The following is a 19,969-nucleotide window of genomic DNA, read 5'->3' on the forward strand; positions in this document are numbered from 1 at the left end:
GCTCTCCCCGACGCTCCGCGTCGGGGAACGGGGCGGGTCGCTGCGCTCCCCACCAGGGAGCCGCTGCGCGGCTCGATAGCGGTACCGTATCGTTGCCGTCGCCCGCGTCGCTGCGCTCCGCTAGAAACCGAAACTTCATACTCACCAACAGATTTCACCGTCAACTTCCATTCACCATCAGCAAGCGCCGAGGGGCAGGGACGCGCTGCGCGCGTCGTGCACAGCACCGCCATGCCGCTCCCGACCCGTCCCGATGTCATGTCTCCATCATACCCCACCACCCCAGACACACCTCGAACACAACACGAACCGATCAGAACCGAAATACACATCCCCACAACCGAAAATACCAAATCACTACATGTGGACTGCGCAAAGTACGTCGGTCCAACTACACACCAACCACTTTCACTAAATATATTGTACAACAACACAATTCAAAAACCGCCCAAAACCGGTACCCCGCGCCGCCCCCACCAACCCGCCGGCCCCACACCCCGGGACATGCCGTCACCCAGACCACACAGCACAAAGCCCCCACATCCCAACCAGGATGCAGGGGCCGCGCACAACACCGCACTACGCCACACTCACTACCGAGGACCGGCCTGCTTGCTGCGAGCCGGTCCCCACACCTTGATGCCCTCAGCTCGACACCGAGGAAACCATCGTCCTCGAGCTCCCCAGCGCATCGCCCAGATCCGCGTTCTCCGGGTCGAAATCAGCGGGCACTGTCACCGTCACGCTGTGCGTGGACACCTCCATCCACTGGACCAAGGTCATGACCGGCTCGGTACCACCCACCGCCTCACTGGGGGCCAGACGAACGCCGCACCCGGCGCGACGGACCATATCGAAGCGGCCGGACACCCACAGGTAGTCGGGTACAGCTGCGATGTTCCATCTCAGTTGACTCTACTTCGTAATCGCGTACTCTATTTGTAAGACCGTATTACAAACGTCAAACCGTAAGAAAGGGATGCAGATGGCATCCGTCACGATCCGCATCACGGAAGAAGCTCGAGCAGCCCTCGAGACACTCGCCGAAGCAAAGAACCAGACCGTCAGCGATCTCCTACGTGCGGCCATCGATCAGACTCTCGGAGCGGGCACCCAGTTCGACACCGCGCTGGACGTACCCAGTTTCCTCTCGCCCGCGCAGCGCCTTCTGCTCGCTCAACAGCGGGAGACTCTGGCCACGCTGGCCGATGACGACAGTGAACGAGAGGAACATACACTCGCTGCCGAAGCCCTGAGGGAAGGGTTTGCCGGCGAGTACGGCAACATTTTCGGATACCTGGAACCGGAACTCGATCTCAACCAGTGCCAATTCCTCTGGGACATTCTCGACATGTTCCGAGTGCTCAAGGCAAGTATCGCCACGTTCACCGAGGAAGAAGTCACCGAACTCGGCCAGCTTGTAAGCCGAGCGAAGTTCGATGGATTCGACCTCAGTGATCCCGTTGAGGGTCGGATGCTCGCCTATCTGCGCTACCTCCTACGTACCGACCGTTGGACAGAGGTACGTCCGCGACTCGACGAGATCGGAGATGATGGCAACTCGCACTCACGGCGCCTTCCCTCATACGAAAGAATGCTCGCGGTGTTCAAGCCGATCTGGTCCGAAGCCGTTCGTCGTGGGGACTTCGGAAGGGACAGGTGGATGTCGGTCGATCAGGTGCGGGAAATCACCGAGGCCCGGGCAGCCCGTATGCCCCGGCGTCGATGATCGCGGTGGGGGCTGGCCTGACGTATTTCGAGCCAACCCCCATTCTCCGGGTGTCTACGTTCCGCCAGCCGGCCGCTCACTCCGCCCGTTCGTATTCGATACAGTCTGGATCGTGCTGAGATCGAGCGCTAGGACGACTCCGTCGCCCGTGCCGAGGTCGCCACACTTCTCGTTTCCGAAGAACAACACGTAGTTGAATCGAGCCGGGTCCTTCGCGCTCTTGAAGCGGATACCATCAATGGGCTCGTGGAATCTCTGGATTCCTTCGGAAACCACGCGCTGGGTCGGGCGGTAGTCTTCGCCGTCGATGAGAGGACGTCTGATCTCCTCACCGAACCCTCGGATGAAGTCCGCCTCGTAGTAGTAGCGTGCCTCGGCCGAGTCGAAGATGCTCGGAAACCATGTGACGTCGGTCAGATCGAGGACAACCAGGTCCTTCGTGATCTGAAATTGTCCTCCCGTGGCGTAGGGGCACGTCGAGTAATCGATCTCCAGCAGAGCTGTCTCCAACTCCTCGGACCCATAAAACATCGATACACCGTCGAGGCTGAAGCGGTTGTCCTTCGAGTAGTCGACTGGGGCTGAGCCCAGCTCCTTGCCCGACGGGACGAAATCGGGCCTCAGTTGTTCGTGAGGCCGCACCCTCCACAGCTTCGTTCCTGCCTTGACGACCGGGAGCACGTCGTCCTCCACGAGAACCGTGATGATCGTCTCCAGACGGCCGAGGAGCTTCTTCGGAGACAACACCACCGAGTGGTTCAAATGGTCCGAGCCCCGCGAGTCCGCCTTGAACCTTTCCCAGCCGAACTGGAACTCCGCCCTGTCCCAACCGAAATCACGATACGTCCACACGTCTTTCGCAAGCTCGTACCCGATCTCTCGTTCGAGTACGTATCCCGCAGGCCCGTCTCCGATAGCATCCCCGCAGTAACTGAGAACTTCCTCCGGGCTCAACCAGTCGAGGCCGTCACCACCGTCACTGGGGGGATTCCCCTGCTCGTAACCGGTGACGAACAGCGTTGACAGCCCTTCCATAACCAACTCCATGTACTGGCTCCAGGAAATCGCGACGTTCTCGCCGTTCGAATCGACATCGGAGTCGCAGAACGAGCACGAGAACAGCTCCGGATAGTCCTCGTTGTCCGGCTCCGCCCACTCCGCGAACTCCCGCGCACGGTCATGCAGTAGCGGGCCCATACACCGAAGGCACACCGAAGAAACATCATCCAACTCACCTGGAGGATCGCAGTACGCCATGACGCGTATCTGATCACGGAACGAAGGGACACCCGTCAGCGACTCCAATCTTCCGACCGAGCACGATCACGAACGCGACCTCGCTGCCCACGGCGAGCATCGCAACGTCCTCTCTGTAGACGAGTGATCGATGTTGATCACCAGCCCTTGTTGATCTCCCGCCGAGTCTCGGCAACCAGTCCGCCATGCTCACACCGCATAGTCACCTCTACGCAGCGGGAACAGATCGGCCGTGCCAGCGCCCATGGAAACAGCCGTGCTCGTCGTACACGCCAGAAAGTCGGCCGAGCGCCGGGCCACCCGGTTACTGCCCTGACTGGATGAATAGCGGCCCGTAGGACTGCTCACTCTCGGGGTGATCGAAGCGCTCCCACCCCAGCGAAGCCCAGAACCCGTGCGCGTCCTTGCTGTACGCGAAGAACCGCCGATCCGTATGCCGCCTCTCCAGTGCGCGCACCACTTCCGTGCCAACACCGCGGCCTTGCGCCGCGGTGGCCACCTCGATGAACAGGATCTCCAACCGCTCCGGACCCACTATCGGCACTCCCGCGTACTCGGGATTGATGTCACCAGGATCATCCAGCTTGACACGGGCTACCTCGGCATCGTCCTCCAGCACCTGCACGTACCAGGTGCTGTCGTCGTCATAGTTCGGCGCGTCCCACCAGTGCTCGTTCTCGTACGCGACCGCACTGTCGAACGTCGGGTACCACGAGTACCTGTCCGCATCGCCGCGGCGAAGATCAGCCAACTTCAACGTCATGACATCAGTCTGAGTTCTTCACCGACCGGTGCACGGTGCACTGCAGGGATGACGCCGTCGCGGATGATCGTCAGCACTTCGGGGTCGTCCTTGGCCACATGTCCGAGCGCCATTTCCAGGATTTCGGCAGCCTCGGGGTCTGCGAGCGCCGCGAGGATCGGCCGGCTCTCGGCATCGATGTCGCCGCTTTTGCGCAACCGGTGCAGGGCCCTGTCGGCATCGCCTACCGTGTTGGCGACGTCCTCGGCGTCCGCCAGGTCGACTAGGGTCTGGCGGTACTGCTCCCATTGCCCATCAATGCTTGCTGCCTGCCCAGCGCGGCGGGAGAGTTTGGCTCGGACCGCAGTCAGTGTCCGAGCGTGCCTGCCGGCACCGGCTTCGCGGCCTGCGGTGTCGATCAAATCCTGAACCCCTTCTGCCGTGCGGCGGGCCACTGGGTCCGCGCCGAGCGCTTCACGCAGCGCGTCGGCGATGAGGTCGCGTGCTCGATCGCTGTGGTCCGCGGCGCGCACAAGTACCCGGGCGACGGCAAGGGAATCGGGAAGGTTGGGCGCGTGCAGTAGTGCGAATGCGAGTGTGAGCAGGCGGTCGTGGAATCGGGGTTGTGCCCGTGCCATTCCGTCCTCGATGAGATCGAGGGCGAGGGCGGGACCGATCGGGCAGATTCGCCCGAGCCGGAATGCCGCGTCGGTGTCGATTCGCTCGAGCAGCGAGACGACGGCTTCGTGCTGGTGTGGCTGGGGTTCGGCGAAGAGGCCGCCCGCTGCGAATACCCAGGTGTTTCGCCAGTGCGGGCTTGCTGCGACGCATTGGAGTCGCGCCATCGCCTGCTCGAGCGGGCCGTTGGTGAGGAACCGGGCGGCCATCAGCTCTTGTAGTGACCGAACGTCGAAGCCGACGCCCTCTGCTCCTCGTGGGGCGAGGAGAACCAAGCGGTGGGTTGCTGCGATCACGATCTGGTCGAGAAGGGCAGAGTCGGTGTCAGAGGGGTGGAATCCGGCCTCGTGCAACACTTGCCAGGTGATGTCGCGAAGTTCGCGCAGGCTCATCGTCGCTGTGGATCCGTCGGACTCCTCACTGCGTATCTGCAGTTCGAATCCAACCCGTTGGTGCAGGTTGAGGATGTGGGGAGCGTGTTCCTCGAGTAGGCGTGCGAACGCCACCGGCTTGGCGCGTTCGCGGCGCAGGACGGTGTCGTAGTAGCCCCAGAAGAGGCTGTACCGATCCGGCGCCAGTCGGCCGGACCCCTCGACGATGATCGTCATGATCAACACCTGCAACGGTGTCTGCATCAGGTGCCGCAGCGACTCGTTGTCGGCCGCGCGGCGCAGTTGCGTCTCGATCCGTTCGATCTTGTCGAGGTCCTCTCTGAGGCGCACACGAGTCGCCCGGATCCCATAACGGACCGCTTGTTCCACGTCGAGACCCGAGAGGTTGACCCTCTCGAACTGGGTGGGGGCGATGTTCTCGATGTATCCCGTAGGCCGGGTGGTGACCACCACGAGCAAGTCGCAATTATCGCCCTCCGCCTCGGTGACGAACTCGGTGATCTGCGCGATCAGACGTTTCCGGCTGCGGGGTTCGGTCACCTCGTCGAGGCCGTCGAGCACGAGGAACCACGGCCACTGCCTCATCCACGAGTCGAGAGCTCCAGCTGATACGCCGCCGGCGTTCAGACGCTTGGACACCTTGTACGCGATCCACCGGAGCAGAGTGGAGTCCTCACTCAGGCCCTGTTCCTCGGCATATTCTGCGAGGTCTATTCGCATCGGCCATCGCCGATTCTTCGGTAATCCGTCACGACTCATGCCCCGCAACGCCTTCGCGGTCGCCTCGATCACCTCGACGTGATCAGATCCGAGGTTCGACCCGCCGGCCAAGAGCGCGGCTCGGAACACGTGGACGAGGAACTTCGACATCGTGGTCTTGCCGTTGCCGGGTCCGCCGACCACCACGATGTGTCTGGGACCGTCGTGCAAGTTCAGTCGCGGTTTGAGAACGTGCTCGGCCCGGTCGAGAACATAGCCGAAGACCGTGCGCGGGCTTCCGTCCTCATCGGGGGTGATCGGTAGATCGATCGCAACCTGCTCGATCGGAGTCCCGGAGCCGTAGGCGGATCCGGCCTCGTCGAAGTAGATCAAGCGATCACCCGTCAGAGCCAAACGTGCTTGCCGGTGCAGTCCCGATTTCAGCTCGTCGAGTGGAAGCTTGTCAGTGAAGTCAGCCAGATGCGCGAACACATCCGAAACAGTGAGGAAGGAACCGAACGCTCGCCGAATTCCGGCGTTGGCTGTCACCAGTGCATCGATCTGATTACCGTCCCAGATCCGCCACTGTCGAAGTCGGGCCATGCGCTTGCTCATTGTTTTCCGCCGTGCCGTCGCGTCCTTGTCGATGTCACGGGATCCGTCGGAAAGGGCCCGTATGTATGCCGTGATGTTCTTGTCGAGCTGTGCGAGTCCTCCCGAGTCAGGAGTGGGTGTCAGCGGGACATTGCTGACAATCACCAGGTAGTCGGGCACCGGACCGCGTCCCGAATCGGGATTCGCCCACGCTTCCAACTCAGCGCGCACGTGCTTCCACAACCAGGCAAGGTTGGCCGACGGTTGCGCGGCCAAGCGCTCCTTGTGCTTGACCTGGAAAACGGTGTATCCGTCCCACACCTCTCCACGCTCGGTCTCCGAACCGGACCAGATGATCGTTCCCCGGCACACCATGTCCCGGCCACCGTCACGGCCGGACCCGAGAGCCTGCACATTTCGGCCACACACAGCGGACGCCAACGCCGCTGCCAGGTCCTGGAAGCCGAACGGCCCCAGCTTCTCGAGATCATGCTGCACGACGTCATGATGCCAGGCGGTGGCGACGGCAACTGCAACTCGTCGTCGCGGGCCCTCGCGAACTCAAGCAACGCAGCACGAGCACGAAGCCACATCTGATGTCCTCACCATCGCCGGATCGCGCAAGCCTTCGTGATCTTTCCCCACAATCGCAGGAGTGCGTTGCATTGTTCGTCGTTCCAGCCACGCGTGTGCACGTCGCTCAACGCACGGACACGGACGTCGGTGATACTCGTAGTCGACGGCACCTCTCTGCTCGCGTCGGACCATGCCAGAGTTTGCACACCAGTGCCTGCTTCATGCCCCCAGCAAGTCCGGTACCTGGTGCACACCAGGTACCTTTACGAAATGCCTCAGCGGACCAATACATTCCAAGAAGTGGTGGCGATTATTCACGCCCATCTGGCTGAACTCAGCGACGATCAGGTGGAAATCACAGAGTCGAAAATGTTAACTGACCTCGTCAGCGGCGAGAGCAGGGAGGTTGATACCTGCCTTGAGACGCACATTGCAGGACACAAGATGGTCGTCAGCATTGAATCCAGAGACTGGAAACGCAAACAGACTGTCGAATGGGTCGAGCAGGCCATCGCAAAGCACCAGACTCTGGCTACGAACCGACTGGTGCTTGTTTCAAGTTCAGGATTTACGGGACAAGCCCACAGCAAAGCAAAGACAAACGGCATCACTCTATTGGAATTAGATTCCGAAATCAGTTCAATCCGGGCAGAAATTGTTGGAAACCTCAATTCTTTATGGGTGAAAAGGTTCGATCTGACCCCTACAAATTGCAAGGTCATTTTTGGCCACAGCAACGAGGGACCCGATACTCTTACAATCCTCGAAACAGATGTATTCCGAATTGACGGCACCCCGCTTTATTCCATATTCGATCTCGTCGAGTTCCTGATCCGGTCGATGAATATTGACAACGATGCGATGCGTGACGCTACAGGGACTGAGAGCAGGTTCGCATTGAACCTTGATCCCGCCCATGGAGTTGATCCAGAGTCCGGGGAACCTCTAGATATCTACATGAATACTGAAGGCGCGACTGGATCAAGCACTCAGAAGATAACCCGGATCGAGATATCCGGAAACGTCCGCGTGACCAATGTGGAGATGCACCTCAAACACGGCAAGTTGAAGTCCAACGGCCAAGACGCTGCTGACTTCGACAACACTGGCCACGCATACGGGACTGCAGTGGTCAAGGACACAGAAATCATTTTCGTTGCTACCGAGAACGCCGAAGGAAAAAAGCAAACTTCGATGCGATCAAATCCGATTTCAGCGAAGGCAAAACCGAACAGCGAAAATGGCCAAAGCACTGCTGCCGCACTCTCCACTCGGTGCTGCGCTGCGGAGGTCAGGCCGGGACGCTACGGCGCGGTGTGCGAGTCGTAGTTGACGACGCCGTTGTGCTTGGTCGTAGTCGACTCCACATGCGTGCCGGTCGTGTAGTCGTCGACGAACAACGTCATCGACTCGATCACCGCCGACAACGGATGCTCGAACGCCGCGCGCGCGTTGCGTGCGCAGATCGACCGCGCAGATCCGTGCGGGTAGAGGTCGGTGATCGCCGAGGTCGGGGTGAAGCGGCCCCCGAGTTCGTTGTCCGGGTCGGTGCGGCCGGTCCACCACCGGTGCTGCGCGCGATCAAGCGCGGTGTCGCAGGTGACTTCCGCATCGACGATGGTCAGGTCGGTGTAGCCGGCGCCGCCGAGTTCGGTGAGCAACTGCGCGCCGAGACCGTCCCAGCGGAAGGTGCCTTCGATGACGATGTTCTCCCCCATCTCGATGCAGTGCTGCTGCACGGTGTCAAGGATCTGGGTGGATTCGCGGTGCACGAGGGTGGCCAGCTCGCGTGGGTGCAGCCGCCGTCCGTCGGGCAGCACCGTATCGAGCAGGTCGTCGTAGACACCGCGGCCGAGTCCGTCGCGGATCAGGTGATCCTTGATCCGATCCGCATCAAGGACACGCCAACCCCTGCCGGCCAGACCGCGAGATCCGATCGCGGTGGACTTTCCGGCGCCTGGAACCCCGGCAGTGACAATCGAGCACCGCCACCGTGATCGATGCCGTCCTGCTCGGCCAGATACGCCTCGACGATCGCATCCTTGGTATGGCGGCGCCGCGGTCGTTCCCGTACAGGCGCCACGATGCCCGGTCACCACCGGAGTCGAGTATCCCGCCCGGGGCGCACCACGAATCGAGAGCGGCATGAGTCTTGACGCACGGCTGCTTCACTACCGGCGGCTCGCCGCCCGCTGCTCCGCGGTGACCTCGAACAGACGCTGGTAGTCGTCATCGGAGAGCAGATCCCCCGCGCGTTCGATCTGATCCCAGCTCCCTCGGACATACACATCGGCATTCGGGTTGTCCTCGGACGGGCTACCGAAGGTGTAATCCCAATGCTCGAGCTCGTCCATCATCTGCTCGTGGTCGAGTTCGCCGACCGCATACCGCAGCAGCACCTCACGAGGGGTGCGCTCGCGGACATCCGGCCGCAGACGGGCCTTCTTGAGCAGCCTGCTGATCTCGGGCTGCTCGACCCCGACACGCACCGCGATCTGACGCTGCGACCATCCGGCCTCGACCGCAGCGAGGACAGCGCGGATCTTCTCGAGCTGTGCGAGTTCCGCGCGTGGGGAGATCGCACGCAGTTGCCGCTCGATGTCCTTCTCGAACGCCACCGACATCGTATTCACCACCTCAACTGGGGATATACCACATGGTATCACCAGTGGTGACAGGCAGCGCAGCGGCCACGGACCCATCCACCGACGCAATTGCGCAGCACCAGGCACGTCGGCGCGGTCATTCACCCTCGGGCAGACCACACTCGACGAGTGACCGCCTCGCGGGGGCGCGGTCAGTGCTCCTCGAACGACAACACAACCGAGGCATGCAACTTCCCGCCGATAACCACTATCGAATGCGACATCGACACCAGCGTCTGTCCCTCGCTCTGGTTCGCCAACGTCACCGCCGTCTCGGCATGATTTGCCAGATCGGCGTGCAGAGCGTCCAGGTCGTCGTAGGGGCCGAGCGCAATCGTCGAGAGCGCATAGTTCCGCTGTATGTCCATCACCTGACGCTAGTGCCGCACGCGCTGCCGCCATCGCCGTTCGTCACGGTGGTTCGGCAGGCACTGGCGACCGCGTCCGGCACCGGCATCCCTCGGCGAGAGCTCCGGCGGACGGTAACCGATACGCGACCCAGGGACCCCCTGGCCAAAGATCGACTGCCGAGCCGTCCCGCTCGGCAGCGGGAACCTGGTGACGTCGCCTGAGTCGGTCCGGGTAGCTACCGGCCGGACAGGTGTGTGATCTGCTGCGGCCGGGGTTGGTACTCGGCCACAGCTGGATCAAATAGTCCTCCACCTGACCGTGGTCGACGAGATACGCATCGAAACGAGTATCATTGCCGCGCAAGCAGATCCGGACTCGGTAACGCCGTCGCCCGGGTGGGGTCAGACCGCGGAGACCGGGGGCGCCGGGGGTGTCATCCCAGAACGACAGCAGGTGTGCCCCCTCTCAGGTATCAAGCACGAGATCACCCTCGGCGATGTCCTCCCACTCCCTGTCGTCGTAGTCGGCGGGCGTGTCGTGCACTTCCACCACGACGTGCACCGGGCCGCCCCTGATTCCCGCCCTTCACGCTGACTGTGTCCTCGGCGAAGATGCCCAGCGGCAGCTCCGGATACCGGCCGTGCACCAACTCGCGTGCGGGTCCGGCGATGAGCGTGAACTGGTGGTAGTAGTCGTCGTCGACGATGGTCTCGTGACGGATGGCGGTCAGGGCGCGGACCTTTCTTCTGCGGACTGTCCACACCGTCTGGTTCAGCGATGGGACCGGAACCCACCTCTCTCACTCCCCAACTACAGGGCATGGCCCTCTCGACGCGCGGTGCGCGTACTGGTGGAGCAGGAAGGTGTCTATCGGGGCGGTTCGCCCTCCCCCTCGGTGACCGTGATCGCTCCCCCACCCGACACCGGCACATCGTCGGGGTGCTGGCCGGCGGCAGCATCGCGGGCGAACTCCTCCCACGTGGCCGGTTCGCCGTCCTCGATGACCGGATCCTCGAGCGACAAGTCGTAGTCGTAGTCGTCCTCGAGTTCGGGTTCGGGTTCGCTCTTCGGGGCTGGATCGCGCGGACTGGTCACTGTGGGTCCTTCCTGGCCGGCCGGGGCGGATGTGTCGGCTGTGCTGCGCTGCACGACCACCGCACCAATCATCGCGACCGCCGCGACGAGTGCAGCGCCCATCAGATAAGTAGCTGTGCGCATCCCATCCTCTCCCGGTACCGGTGGCTTTCGTCTGCGGGCAGGGTGTCCTCGCTCGGCGGCTGTCTCCCCACCCCGGAACAGTAACCGGGCCGCGCCTTCCTGGCCGAGAAGTGTCGCTCCCGGGGCACGACCCGGCAGGTCGCGGCGTACCAGCTGAACCGTCTCGGGTGTGATGCCGCCTCCTTAAGTTCGTAGTTGCAGTTACTTCGTGAGAGTTACGTTGGGCTGTAACCCGGGTGGGCCGGGCGAGGTTGATGTCGCATTGCCGGCCTTCCTATGCGCAGGTGCGGCTTGAAAGGACTGGCCGCCCAGCCCGCCTGGACACCTCGAACCGCTGATTGAGATCTGCGATGTGATCGCTTGTTTAAGGAAATGCCGGCGGGGTCGTCCACGGGGACCGTGTTCGAACACGAGTTGAAACGAGGGAACGCGATGACTGGTTCGCCCGTGTGGGCAGGAGTCGATGTCGGCAAAGAACATCACTGGGTGTGCGTCGTCGACGCCTCCGGCGCAGTGCTGCTGTCGCGACGATTCGACAACGACGAAGCTGCGATCACCACGGTGATCGCCGAGGTCGACGCTTTCGGCGAGCAGGTGTCGTGGACAGTGGACCTGACCACCGTGTACGCGACCTTGCTGCTGACCGTCCTGGCCGGTGCCGGCGAAACGGTCCGGTACCTGTCCGGCCGTTCGGTATGGCAAGCCTCCACGGTCTACCGCGGCGGTGAAGCCAAGACCGATGCCAAGGACGCCCGGGTGATCGCCGATCAGTCCCGGATGCGCTCCGATCTGCCCGTACTGCATCCCGACGACGATCTGATCCGCGAGTTGCAGATGCTCACCGGCCACCGCACCGATCTGGTCGCCGACCGCACCCGCACCATCAACCGGCTGCGTCAGCAACTCATCGCGATCTGTCCTGGGCTCGAACGTGTCGCCCAGATCTCCTCGGACCGGGGCTGGGCGGTGCTGCTGGCCCGCTACCAGCGACCGAAGGCGATCCGTCGCACCGGGGTAACGCGGCTGACCGCCACCCTCGCCGCCGCCGGGGTGCGCAACGCGGAGACGATCGCCCAGGCCGCGGTCACCGCGGCGAAGGCGCAGACGGTGCGGTTGCCGGGTGAGGATATCGCTGCCGAACTGGTGGCCGAATTGGCGCGGGGGGTGATCGACCTCGACGCACGTGTCCACGCCGCCGACGCGGAGATCGAGGCCCGATTTCGCCGGCACCCTCTGGCCGAGGCGATCGTGAGCTTGCCGGGAATGGGGTTCCGGCTCGGTGCTGAATTCCTTTCCGCTGTCGGTGATCCAGCGTTGATCGGGTCGGCCGACCAACTCGCCGCCTGGGCCGGTTTGGCGCCGAGACCCAAGGACTCCGGCAAACGCACCGGGCGTCTGCACACTCCACAGCGCTACAGCAGACGCCTGCGCCGGGTGATGTACATGTCGGCGCTGACCGCAGCCCGCTGTGACCCCGTCTCGCGTGCCTACCATCAACGCAAACGCGCCGAAGGTAAACGCCCCATCCAGGCAACGATCTGCCTGGCGCGCCGTCGCGTCAACGTCCTCTACGCCCTCATCCGCGACAACCGCACCTGGCAACCCAACGCGCCGGTCACCGCGGTTGCGGCTTGACAGAATCATTGAGAGTCCTTTCTCGAAGAGGATGCTTCTCTGCACCAGTCAACTCACATCAGACCCGGGCATCCGGTGAACACCGACTCCGGACCAGATCCCGACACCCAGACCACCGATGACCTCAATACCCGGCCCGCCGACAGTCACTGGAATACTTGAGAGGTGAGCACCGACCTCGCTGCGAATCTCAGAGATACCTTCCCGGGCCGACAGCTCATCGAGTGGCATCTGCGCTGGCACACTTACCATCCCGAACATCGGTCCGCGCTCGCCTACGCCGACTCGATCACCACCGAGGACTATTCGGGACGAGCGGGAATGACGTTGAGCAGCTATCTGTACGGTGACGGATTCACAGACGTTCTCGACATGAACACCGCCGCTCCCGAAGTCGTCGAGATGAGCGAAGCCATCGCCACCGTCCTGACCTCGTCTCGGTGCCACACGTGGATCTCCCCGCAACACCATCACGGACGTATCCAGGCGCTGCGGCAGCCGACCGTCGTGAACAGACGCTTCCCCTGTGCCCTGCTCGACGGCGCGTTCTGGACGGCCCCGGTGTTCGACGACGGATCCGACGCCTGGGCTTTGCACGGCGAACACAATCGCACACGCAGCCCGAACTGCTACGAGGTGCATTTCGACCCCGACGCTGTCCGCATCGCCCACATCGCCTCCGCCGACGACTGGGTCGAGCTGCTCAATGCGCACCCGCTGGTCCACGGCGACACCCTGTTTCCGGACTGGCCGTCGATCGCCACCACGTGGGATGCGGTCGATGTGTCGATCAGCGGCCTGCTCTGCGCTCAACCTCTCATCTCGCACGTGCCGTACGACGACAGCGACTCCAGTGGCTTCACTCACAGCCAGTCCGGGCCCTACGTCGGTGTCGGCGAGTGGACGGTACCGAGCACTGCATGGCTACGCCTACCCGAGCACGTCACCGTTCGCCCCGCTGACACCGACCTCGCCCGGCCGCCTGTCCGGTAAGGAACTGAACCAGCGGGAAGAGGACCGGGAGCGAGCACCCAGCAAATGGTGGATGAGCCTGTCGACGGTCACGTAATTCCTCAGGGGTTTCCGTCACGGAATTCCCCATGTTCGAGCGTGCCGGACTCAGCGTAGCTGAGCAGATCGGGCTGGGTCAGGTGGTCTTCTTGACAGGTCTTCCGGGTCGCTTACGAGGCCGGTAGGACGGGCCATCCATGAGAATCTGATGGCTGGTGTTGATGAGCCGGTCGAGCAGCGATTCGGCGACGACAGGGTTGGGGAACAGCGGGTACCAGTCTTTGGGTGCGCGGTTACTGGTCAAGATCAAAGGTTTGCCGGCGATCGCCCGGTCGGAGACCAGGTCGTAGAGGTCGTCGGAGCCGGTGGTGGAGTGCTCGCGCATCGCGAAGTCGTCGATGATCAGGACGGCCGGCCGGGTGTATTCGCGCATACGTTGCCCGATGGTGCGGTCGGCGTGACCGCCGGCGAGGTCGGTGAGCATGCGTGCGCATTTGACGAACCGCACGTCCACGCCTCGACGTGCTACATGATGTCCAAGTGCTTGTGCCACATGTGTTTTGCCGACTCCAACCGGTCCGTAGAGGATCACTGACTCGCCGGCATCAAGCCAACGCAGCGCAGCGAGGTCGCGGAGCATCGCGGCGGGCAGTTTCGGATTCGCAGTGAAATCGAAATCTTCGAAGGTCGCTTGTTGTTCGAACCGGGCCCGCCGCACCCGCCGGTCCAGGTCGGCGTGCTCGCGGCGAGAGATCTCGTCTTCGCAGAGCACCTGCAGAAACTCCAGATGCCCGAGTTGGCCGTCGCGGGTCTGGGCCAGGCGGGCGTCGAGTGTGTCGAGCATGCCACCCAGTTTCAGGGTTTTCAGCGCTGCGCGCAGGCTGGGATCATGAATGGTCATAGCAATCGCTCCTTAAGGTGAATTTCTGCGAAAACAGTTGTGTATCAACAGGCATTCTGAGGTCAACTACTGACCGGAAGCGGTATCGAAGGCTCGAGGTCCGCGGAGCAGAGCCGGGACAGCGGTAGCCGCTGGTGCGGGTGTGCCTTCGTCTTCGGTGCCTGCAACCAAGATCCCTTTGATGGTGCGGTACTGCACATCGCCGACCTGGCGGGCCCGGTGGCAGGCGGCGTCGATCCGCTCGTCGGGATAGCGTGCGCGCAAGCCGACGATGCCCTGGATCGCTCGCAGTCGGTGCAGTGCGTTGACCTCGGACAGTTCAGCAACGACGGCAACCGCGGCCGGGCCGATCTCTTCGGCTTGGTGACGGCACCAGGACACGGTCTGCAAGGTGTGCGCGACCTTGTGCGGCGGGTAGTGCTCGAAGTTCGTCGATCGTCCCGATAGATGCAGGACATGGGTGGCTGCGACGTCGTCGCCGGCGAAGATTTGCACCATGTCGCCGGCGGTGCGGATGGTGACGCGTTGCCCGATCAGCCGCCACGGCACCGAATACAGGGCTTTGCCGGCTTTGACATGACAGTCCGAGCGACCTTCCCGACGTGATAGACAACATGTTCAAAGGGTCTCGGCGGCAACGGTTGTAGAGTTGATTGTTCGATCTGAGTGAACAGTGCTGCTGGTGTCATTCCGTCGATGCCGCGGTGCGAATGCTGGCCGTATACTTCGGTGCACCACACCACCGCTGCCTCTTGCATCTGCGGCAGGGAGGTGAAGGTGCGGCCCCTCCAAAATGAATCTCGGATGTAGGGCATCGGGCGTTCGATCCGTGGTTTGTCTTTGGGTTTGCGTGCCCGCGCCGGATCGATCAGGACGTCGTAGTACGCGGCGAACTCGGCGTAAGCGCGGTTGATCTTCGGATCGTAGAGGTCGGGGCGGTCCACCCCGGTTTTGAGGTTGTCGCATACAATCCGGGCGGGGGTGCCACCGAAGTAGTCGAATGCCTCCACATGTGAAGCACACCAGGAGGATTGATCCATCCTCAACACTGGTTGCACGAACAACATTCGTGAGAATGCCAAGATGATCGCGAACGCCCAGACTGTGACTCGTCGATCGGTGACCGGGTCGTGCCACATGCCGAGTTTGCCGTAATCGACCTGCGCTTCATCGCCGGCAGGGACCGCACCGCGGGGTACCGTCACTTTGCCTTCTGCGATCTTTTCGGCGAATATGGTTGTTACATATCGCCGTACCGATGACTCCGAGACGTCCACATTGTGGTCATCGCGCAGTCGTTGTGCGATGGTCGCCACCGTCACCGATTCACCCAACTGCGCCTTGATCCAGTCGTGGTGCACCGCGATGGCCGGACGAGTCACCGCCCGCACCGCTGGGTCGGCGACTTCGGGGAACCAGGCAGTGATCAACTCCCGCCATACCGACTCATCGAACCTCTCATTCGTGTTCGGGGTCATGCCGGCCGCGATCGCCGGCGCCAGATATTTGCGGATCGTTTTGCGGTCGATCCCCAGCGCCGCCGAGATCTGCACCTGGGACCTGCCGCCATGCCAATGTCGGAACAACTCCATCAGATCGCTCATCGTCCACGTTCTCCTTGCCACCACGGGCCTCTTCCGGGGCCGGGTAGGAGGCCCTGGAGGAAGCGAACCTGTAGCCGCACTCGAACCCTGGCAGACACACCCCAGGGTGGGGAATTACGTGACGGCCTGGTGGGGAATTACGTGACGGACTACCCCATCAGCCTGGGGAATTACGTGACCGCTGACACGCTGCGGCGATGTGATCTCCGGGTGGTCTATCTGGGGTCCCAGGGCCGGTCTCGTTTGCGACCGGGTCACTCTCACTGCGGGTTCGCCTCGGATTGGGCGGGACCGTCGTTTCAACTAGGTGGTGACGTCCAGGTGCTGTGTCACCACGTCCGTCTCGTGGGCTGGGGGCACGTTGCCCATCGTCGACGACCACCGCATCGTGCCGCCGCGAACGCCCTCATACTTGCGGCCCTGCGCTCGGGTGATTTCCCGGAGTCTGGACGGTTCGGCGAAGTACACCAGCTGCCATTCGGCGCCGATGCGCTCGGCGATCACCGGTGACGGTCCTCGTCTCGGCCCGGTCGCCGCCCGTGATGCATCGACGAGCGCATGCACGTCGACCGAGGTGTACACAGGATTCGACCCTGCCACCGAAAAATGTTCTCGACTTCTCCATGCTCCGTACATTCCTGCGCGTCTCCTGACCAATGTGCATCCGGCCTTCCGCTGGCACGGTTCTCAGGATTGTGCCCTGTCCGCCGATACGGATCCGGGACGTCGAGTGTGCCTGTCGTGGGACACGGCCAACGTTGATTTCAGTGTGCGACCGAAATGGGCGCTGGGATAGCAGGCGGGTTGACCAGGGACACCGAAACCGCAGGTCCCACGTTCAAGGTGCCGAGTCGGCAAGGATGAAGCCATGGCGCCGACCGACCTGAGCACTGTTGAACCCCCCGAGGCCTGCACGCAGTGGGTACTGACCGCGCAACCCCAGGACGCCATCGTCGACCATGCGATCACCGTGAACCTGACCTGGTGGAACGACGCCCTGCGCGCCCGGGAGCTTCCGGGCGGACCAGTCACCGGCCGCAACACCGCCGGGGAGACGGTCGACCTGGGCCGCGCAATCATTACCCGCGGCGACGTCTTCGCTATCGCAGCCGAATCGTCGGGTTCACCGACGGACACCCTGAGATTGCTATGGCACACCCTCGCGTGGGGTGCAGGGGGAAAAGTGCGGCAAGTTCTGGCCCGCATGGACGCGGTTGCCCGCGATCGGTCTGCAGCTGCGCTGGCGTTGCGCACCGCAGCGACGCTGTCCCGCACCGATCCGCGCAGTGCGTACGACACGCTCTATCCGCGGGGGAGGACGGTGATCGCCCACCTGGGGCCGTCCTTCTTCACGAAGTACCTCTACTTCGCAGGTGCCGGATACGCCGATCATCCGTGCCTGATTCTCGATAGGCGGGTCGCCGCCGCGTTGGGCCACGCAGGATGGAACTCGCTTCATCCCGCGGGCGGGTGGCCCGCCGAAACCTACGAGCGGTACTGCGCATTGTTGGCGCGATGGGGGCGTAACAGCGGAGAGGTACGGCCGGATCTGTTCGAGCGGTGGCTGTTCGACAACGGGGGAGCTGGATAAGGCGAGATCTAGCTTCGACACCTGCACAACCATGCAGGTGTCGCCGCACGTGGGACACCCGAAACCGGCCCCACCGCAGCGGTGTTCGCAGACCCATGGCATCCCTACACCCGCGATCTGCTCGCAGCGCTGCCCACCGGGGGACTACGCCCGATCCCCGGCATGCCCCCGACACTGACCGACCTGCCCGGCGACTGCGTGTACCACCAACGCGGTCCCGCACCCGGATTCTCAGGCCCGTGATTGCGCTGTCGCGGTGAGTTGCCGAGTCTGTCATGCGAACCTCCTGATGAATCTGCGATGGCTGGAATGGTTCTCAGCGTCCGCGACACTCGGATCGCTGTTGCACATCAGTCGTCTCCCCCGGATTGTCGAACTCAGGCCGGTGGTGAAGGCCGGCGTTAGCATCCGGCGTGCACCGACAGCGCTGACTTCAAGGAGACCCGAGGATGCCCACGCGAACAGTGGCCGTGCCGATGGCCGGACAGGATCTCGATCAGTGGGTCCGGCGATTCGATCTACTGGCGGATCCGGATCGGCTGCGGATCCTGCACCATCTGCACCACGAACCGGATCTGTGCGTATCCGACCTCGCAGATGCCGTGGGGATGCGGCCGACCGCGCTGTCGCAGGCGTTACGTCTGCTGCGTGAGCAGGGATGAGTGGCCGCGACACGTCAGGGCCGGCTCGTGCGATACCGATTGATCGACGCCACGGTCCACGCGCTGCTGCACACCGTCGGCGCCGACCATCAGCACTGATCTGCTACCCGGCGCTGCGGCCCACTCAGCCGAATGGGCCACTCCACTGCAGGTTTGAACCCGGACGGCGTCGTCGCATCGCGACCGATGAGCCGGGAAGTGCCAGGCGGGTGGTGTGTCGATCGTCGTCCTCGGTACGTAGCACCACTACCGGGGTTCGGGTGACGTGTCCGGTTGATCCGGGGGGTCGAACGCGTTCGACCCCCGTGTGAAGTACCCCGGTGGCGACGAGGTGCCGCACCACGAGTGCCAGTCGCACAAACAGATCGCCGGCAGGGTCGTACACCGGGACATCGAAGCTGAATTGCCCCTCGGTCTCGTGCCGGTCCGACGTCACCGGTGCAGCCCACGCCTGCGGGTGAAGACGCTCGGTGTCGAGCATCAACGCGGGCAAGGTCGCGCCCCCATACGCACGTGCTGCGGCCTCGGCACTGTCGGCCTCCGCTCCGGTGAGCGTGTCGAAGGTCGAAATCCAGTCAGCCACGCGGAATCCTCCGCCGTCAGGCCACCAGCTCAGTGCGTGGATCTCTTTCGTCGAGGTGCCTTCGCTATCGGTGGTGACCGTGACCGGTGCCGAGAGGGTGAGGTGTGCATCCGCGTAGGGCAGTTCTGCCGTACGCACGGCGAGGGCGGTGATGTCGTCGTTGGTTAGCGCCTGCGCTGCCGCGACCGCCGCCGCACCTGCTGCCGGTGAGGCGATGAGCAGCGGTACGTCAGTCAGTCGGTCGGCGCGATCTGCAAGCCAGTGGCCGACCATCGGCATCTCCGCGCCTGCGGTGAGGTCGCCAGCGGGGACGGTGGTGATGTAGCCGTAGGCGTGGGCGAGCCATCCCGCCAGGCGCACCCCGGTCGGCTGGAGATCGGGGTTCCAGGCGGCGGCCCGGTCTGCCTCGACGTGGGAGCGCAGCGCGGCGGCGAGGCGGTGGCGGAGCCACTCGACTGCATCCCGGTGGTCGGTGACCGCGCTGGTGGCGGCGAGGCGGGCGTCCCAAAGCGTTTGGACGGTCATCGGGGGCGTACTCCTTGATTCGTGTGTCGGACAGCGTCCGGACGTCTGAGCAGGGGTGTAGTTGTACCGGCGGCGATGATGCGGCGCTGGCGAGCGACCTCGTGGGCGCTCGCCTGGTGGGCAAGGATCACCGCGGCAGCGAGGACGGTGAACACCACGGTGAAGGCGACGACGACGAGGACGACTGTGGTGAACGGGAAGCTGGCGTTGGTCCACGTGAGTGACCAGACCGGATCGCCGGTGCCGTCGGGTGCTGCGAAGCGGTCGAGGCGGTAGGCCACACGCATGAGGATCCAGCCGACTGTGGCTCCGGTCAGGGCGGCACCGGCGATCGCGGCGGCGGCGACGGTGGGTGGCGAGGCGGTGCGCGGGGCAGTCATGGTGGCGGCCACGGTAGCCACCGGGTTATCCGCTCCGTGCCCGCGGCGCCGCGACCACGCCCGCCTCCCCTAGGCCGTGTTTCAAAAGCCCGCTCCCTCACAACCACTGACTGATCGCAGCGACCTGGACGGTGGCCAGGTACCGCACCGCAAGCTTGTCGTAGCGCGTGGCCACCGCCCGAAACTGCTTGAGCTG

At 63.4% G+C, this 19,969-nt stretch carries 19 protein-coding genes and 3 pseudogenes; 7 read left to right on the forward strand and 15 right to left on the reverse strand.

The features are described 5' to 3' along the window. Positions 1-645: 645 nt before the first annotated feature. The gene (locus Q7514_RS32595; RefSeq protein ID WP_330137308.1) at positions 646-783 is read right to left on the reverse strand and encodes a hypothetical protein; all 138 of its coding nucleotides are present in this window, start codon (positions 781-783) and stop codon (positions 646-648) included. Between the two features lie 202 nt (positions 784-985). Between Q7514_RS32595 and Q7514_RS32600 the strand changes: the two genes are divergently transcribed. Continuing rightward, positions 986-1,729 carry a YfbU family protein gene (locus Q7514_RS32600; RefSeq protein WP_330137309.1) on the forward strand — a complete coding sequence of 248 codons (744 nt, stop codon included), beginning with the start codon at positions 986-988 and terminating at the stop codon, positions 1,727-1,729. Between the two features lie 54 nt (positions 1,730-1,783). On the opposite strand, the gene Q7514_RS32605 is transcribed toward Q7514_RS32600, so the two are convergent. The 3 genes from Q7514_RS32605 to Q7514_RS32615 form a co-directional block, all read right to left on the reverse strand. Further along, positions 1,784-2,926 carry an RES family NAD+ phosphorylase gene (locus tag Q7514_RS32605; protein WP_330137310.1) on the reverse strand — a complete coding sequence of 381 codons (1,143 nt, stop codon included), beginning with the start codon at positions 2,924-2,926 and terminating at the stop codon, positions 1,784-1,786. A 364-nt stretch (positions 2,927-3,290) separates the two neighbouring features. Next, a complete protein-coding gene (locus tag Q7514_RS32610; RefSeq protein WP_330137311.1) occupies positions 3,291-3,749 on the reverse strand; it encodes a GNAT family N-acetyltransferase in 459 nt (152 codons plus the stop codon). Then, positions 3,746-6,589, reverse strand: coding sequence for an NACHT domain-containing protein (locus Q7514_RS32615; protein ID WP_330137312.1), 2,844 nt, complete (start codon positions 6,587-6,589; stop codon positions 3,746-3,748). The genes Q7514_RS32610 and Q7514_RS32615 overlap by 4 nt, the downstream gene beginning before the upstream one ends. Positions 6,590-6,937: 348 nt before the next feature. On the opposite strand from Q7514_RS32615, the gene Q7514_RS32620 reads away from it, so the two are divergent. Beyond that, positions 6,938-7,996 carry a hypothetical protein gene (locus Q7514_RS32620; RefSeq protein ID WP_330137313.1) on the forward strand — a complete coding sequence of 353 codons (1,059 nt, stop codon included), beginning with the start codon at positions 6,938-6,940 and terminating at the stop codon, positions 7,994-7,996. Here Q7514_RS32620 and Q7514_RS32625 read toward each other — a convergent pair. From Q7514_RS32625 to Q7514_RS32645, 5 genes are all read right to left on the reverse strand, one after another. Continuing rightward, positions 7,972-8,814, reverse strand: coding sequence for a zeta toxin family protein (locus tag Q7514_RS32625; protein ID WP_330137314.1), 843 nt, complete (start codon positions 8,812-8,814; stop codon positions 7,972-7,974). The two genes, Q7514_RS32620 and Q7514_RS32625, sit on opposite strands and share 25 nt — an antisense overlap. Before the next feature lie 24 nt (positions 8,815-8,838). After that, positions 8,839-9,291 (reverse strand): hypothetical protein, encoded by a 453-nt coding sequence (locus tag Q7514_RS32630; protein ID WP_330137315.1) that lies wholly within the window; start codon positions 9,289-9,291, stop codon positions 8,839-8,841. A 173-nt stretch (positions 9,292-9,464) separates the two neighbouring features. Next, entirely contained in the window at positions 9,465-9,680 is a 216-nt protein-coding gene (locus tag Q7514_RS32635) for a hypothetical protein (RefSeq protein WP_330137316.1), read from the reverse strand. Between the two features lie 467 nt (positions 9,681-10,147). Next, positions 10,148-10,426 (reverse strand): hypothetical protein, encoded by a 279-nt coding sequence (locus tag Q7514_RS32640; RefSeq protein ID WP_330137317.1) that lies wholly within the window; start codon positions 10,424-10,426, stop codon positions 10,148-10,150. A 104-nt stretch (positions 10,427-10,530) separates the two neighbouring features. Further along, positions 10,531-10,881, reverse strand: a complete 351-nt coding sequence (locus tag Q7514_RS32645) for a hypothetical protein (protein WP_330137318.1) — start codon at positions 10,879-10,881, stop codon at positions 10,531-10,533. A 432-nt stretch (positions 10,882-11,313) separates the two neighbouring features. Here Q7514_RS32645 and Q7514_RS32650 point away from each other — a divergent pair, with 432 nt between their 5' ends. Both Q7514_RS32650 and Q7514_RS32655 read left to right on the forward strand, forming a co-directional pair. Beyond that, positions 11,314-12,516: an IS110 family RNA-guided transposase gene (locus tag Q7514_RS32650; protein ID WP_330137319.1), complete on the forward strand. Its 1,203-nt coding sequence runs from the start codon at positions 11,314-11,316 to the stop codon at positions 12,514-12,516. 165 nt (positions 12,517-12,681) lie between these two features. Continuing rightward, complete coding sequence (locus Q7514_RS32655; RefSeq protein ID WP_330137320.1) at positions 12,682-13,509, forward strand: hypothetical protein; 828 nt, start codon at positions 12,682-12,684, stop codon at positions 13,507-13,509. A 154-nt stretch (positions 13,510-13,663) separates the two neighbouring features. Here Q7514_RS32655 and istB read toward each other — a convergent pair whose 3' ends face one another. From istB to Q7514_RS32670, 3 genes and pseudogenes are all read right to left on the reverse strand, one after another. Further along, positions 13,664-14,428, reverse strand: coding sequence for an IS21-like element helper ATPase IstB (istB, locus tag Q7514_RS32660; protein WP_330137321.1), 765 nt, complete (start codon positions 14,426-14,428; stop codon positions 13,664-13,666). Positions 14,429-14,494: 66 nt separating this feature from the next. Then, positions 14,495-16,032 (reverse strand): annotated as a pseudogene (gene istA, locus Q7514_RS32665) (IS21 family transposase). Positions 16,033-16,335: 303 nt separating this feature from the next. Next, positions 16,336-16,632: a hypothetical protein gene (locus Q7514_RS32670; protein ID WP_330137322.1), complete on the reverse strand. Its 297-nt coding sequence runs from the start codon at positions 16,630-16,632 to the stop codon at positions 16,336-16,338. Positions 16,633-16,900: 268 nt separating this feature from the next. Between Q7514_RS32670 and Q7514_RS32675 the strand changes: the two genes are divergently transcribed. The 3 genes and pseudogenes from Q7514_RS32675 to Q7514_RS32685 all read left to right on the forward strand — a co-directional run bounded on the left by Q7514_RS32675 (position 16,901) and on the right by Q7514_RS32685 (position 18,285). Then, on the forward strand, positions 16,901-17,623 hold the full coding sequence (locus Q7514_RS32675) for an 8-oxoguanine DNA glycosylase OGG fold protein (RefSeq protein WP_330137323.1): 723 nt from the start codon (positions 16,901-16,903) through the stop codon (positions 17,621-17,623). 60 nt (positions 17,624-17,683) lie between these two features. Next, positions 17,684-17,866, forward strand: a pseudogene (locus Q7514_RS32680) (oligopeptide/dipeptide ABC transporter ATP-binding protein); the annotation flags it as partial. 206 nt (positions 17,867-18,072) lie between these two features. After that, positions 18,073-18,285 carry a metalloregulator ArsR/SmtB family transcription factor gene (locus tag Q7514_RS32685; protein WP_408016224.1) on the forward strand — a complete coding sequence of 71 codons (213 nt, stop codon included), beginning with the start codon at positions 18,073-18,075 and terminating at the stop codon, positions 18,283-18,285. Positions 18,286-18,409: 124 nt separating this feature from the next. Here Q7514_RS32685 and Q7514_RS32690 read toward each other — a convergent pair whose 3' ends face one another. The 3 genes and pseudogenes from Q7514_RS32690 to Q7514_RS32700 all read right to left on the reverse strand — a co-directional run. Further along, complete coding sequence (locus Q7514_RS32690; RefSeq protein WP_330137324.1) at positions 18,410-19,393, reverse strand: hypothetical protein; 984 nt, start codon at positions 19,391-19,393, stop codon at positions 18,410-18,412. Beyond that, on the reverse strand, positions 19,390-19,773 hold the full coding sequence (locus Q7514_RS32695; RefSeq protein ID WP_330137325.1) for a hypothetical protein: 384 nt from the start codon (positions 19,771-19,773) through the stop codon (positions 19,390-19,392). The genes Q7514_RS32690 and Q7514_RS32695 overlap by 4 nt, the downstream gene beginning before the upstream one ends. A gap of 97 nt (positions 19,774-19,870) precedes the next feature. Continuing rightward, positions 19,871-19,969, reverse strand: a pseudogene (locus Q7514_RS32700) (IS5 family transposase); the annotation flags it as partial.

Origin of the sequence: Rhodococcus artemisiae (assembly GCF_036327795.1) — a bacterium.
Taxonomy (GTDB): Bacteria; Actinomycetota; Actinomycetes; order Mycobacteriales; family Mycobacteriaceae; genus Rhodococcus; species Rhodococcus artemisiae.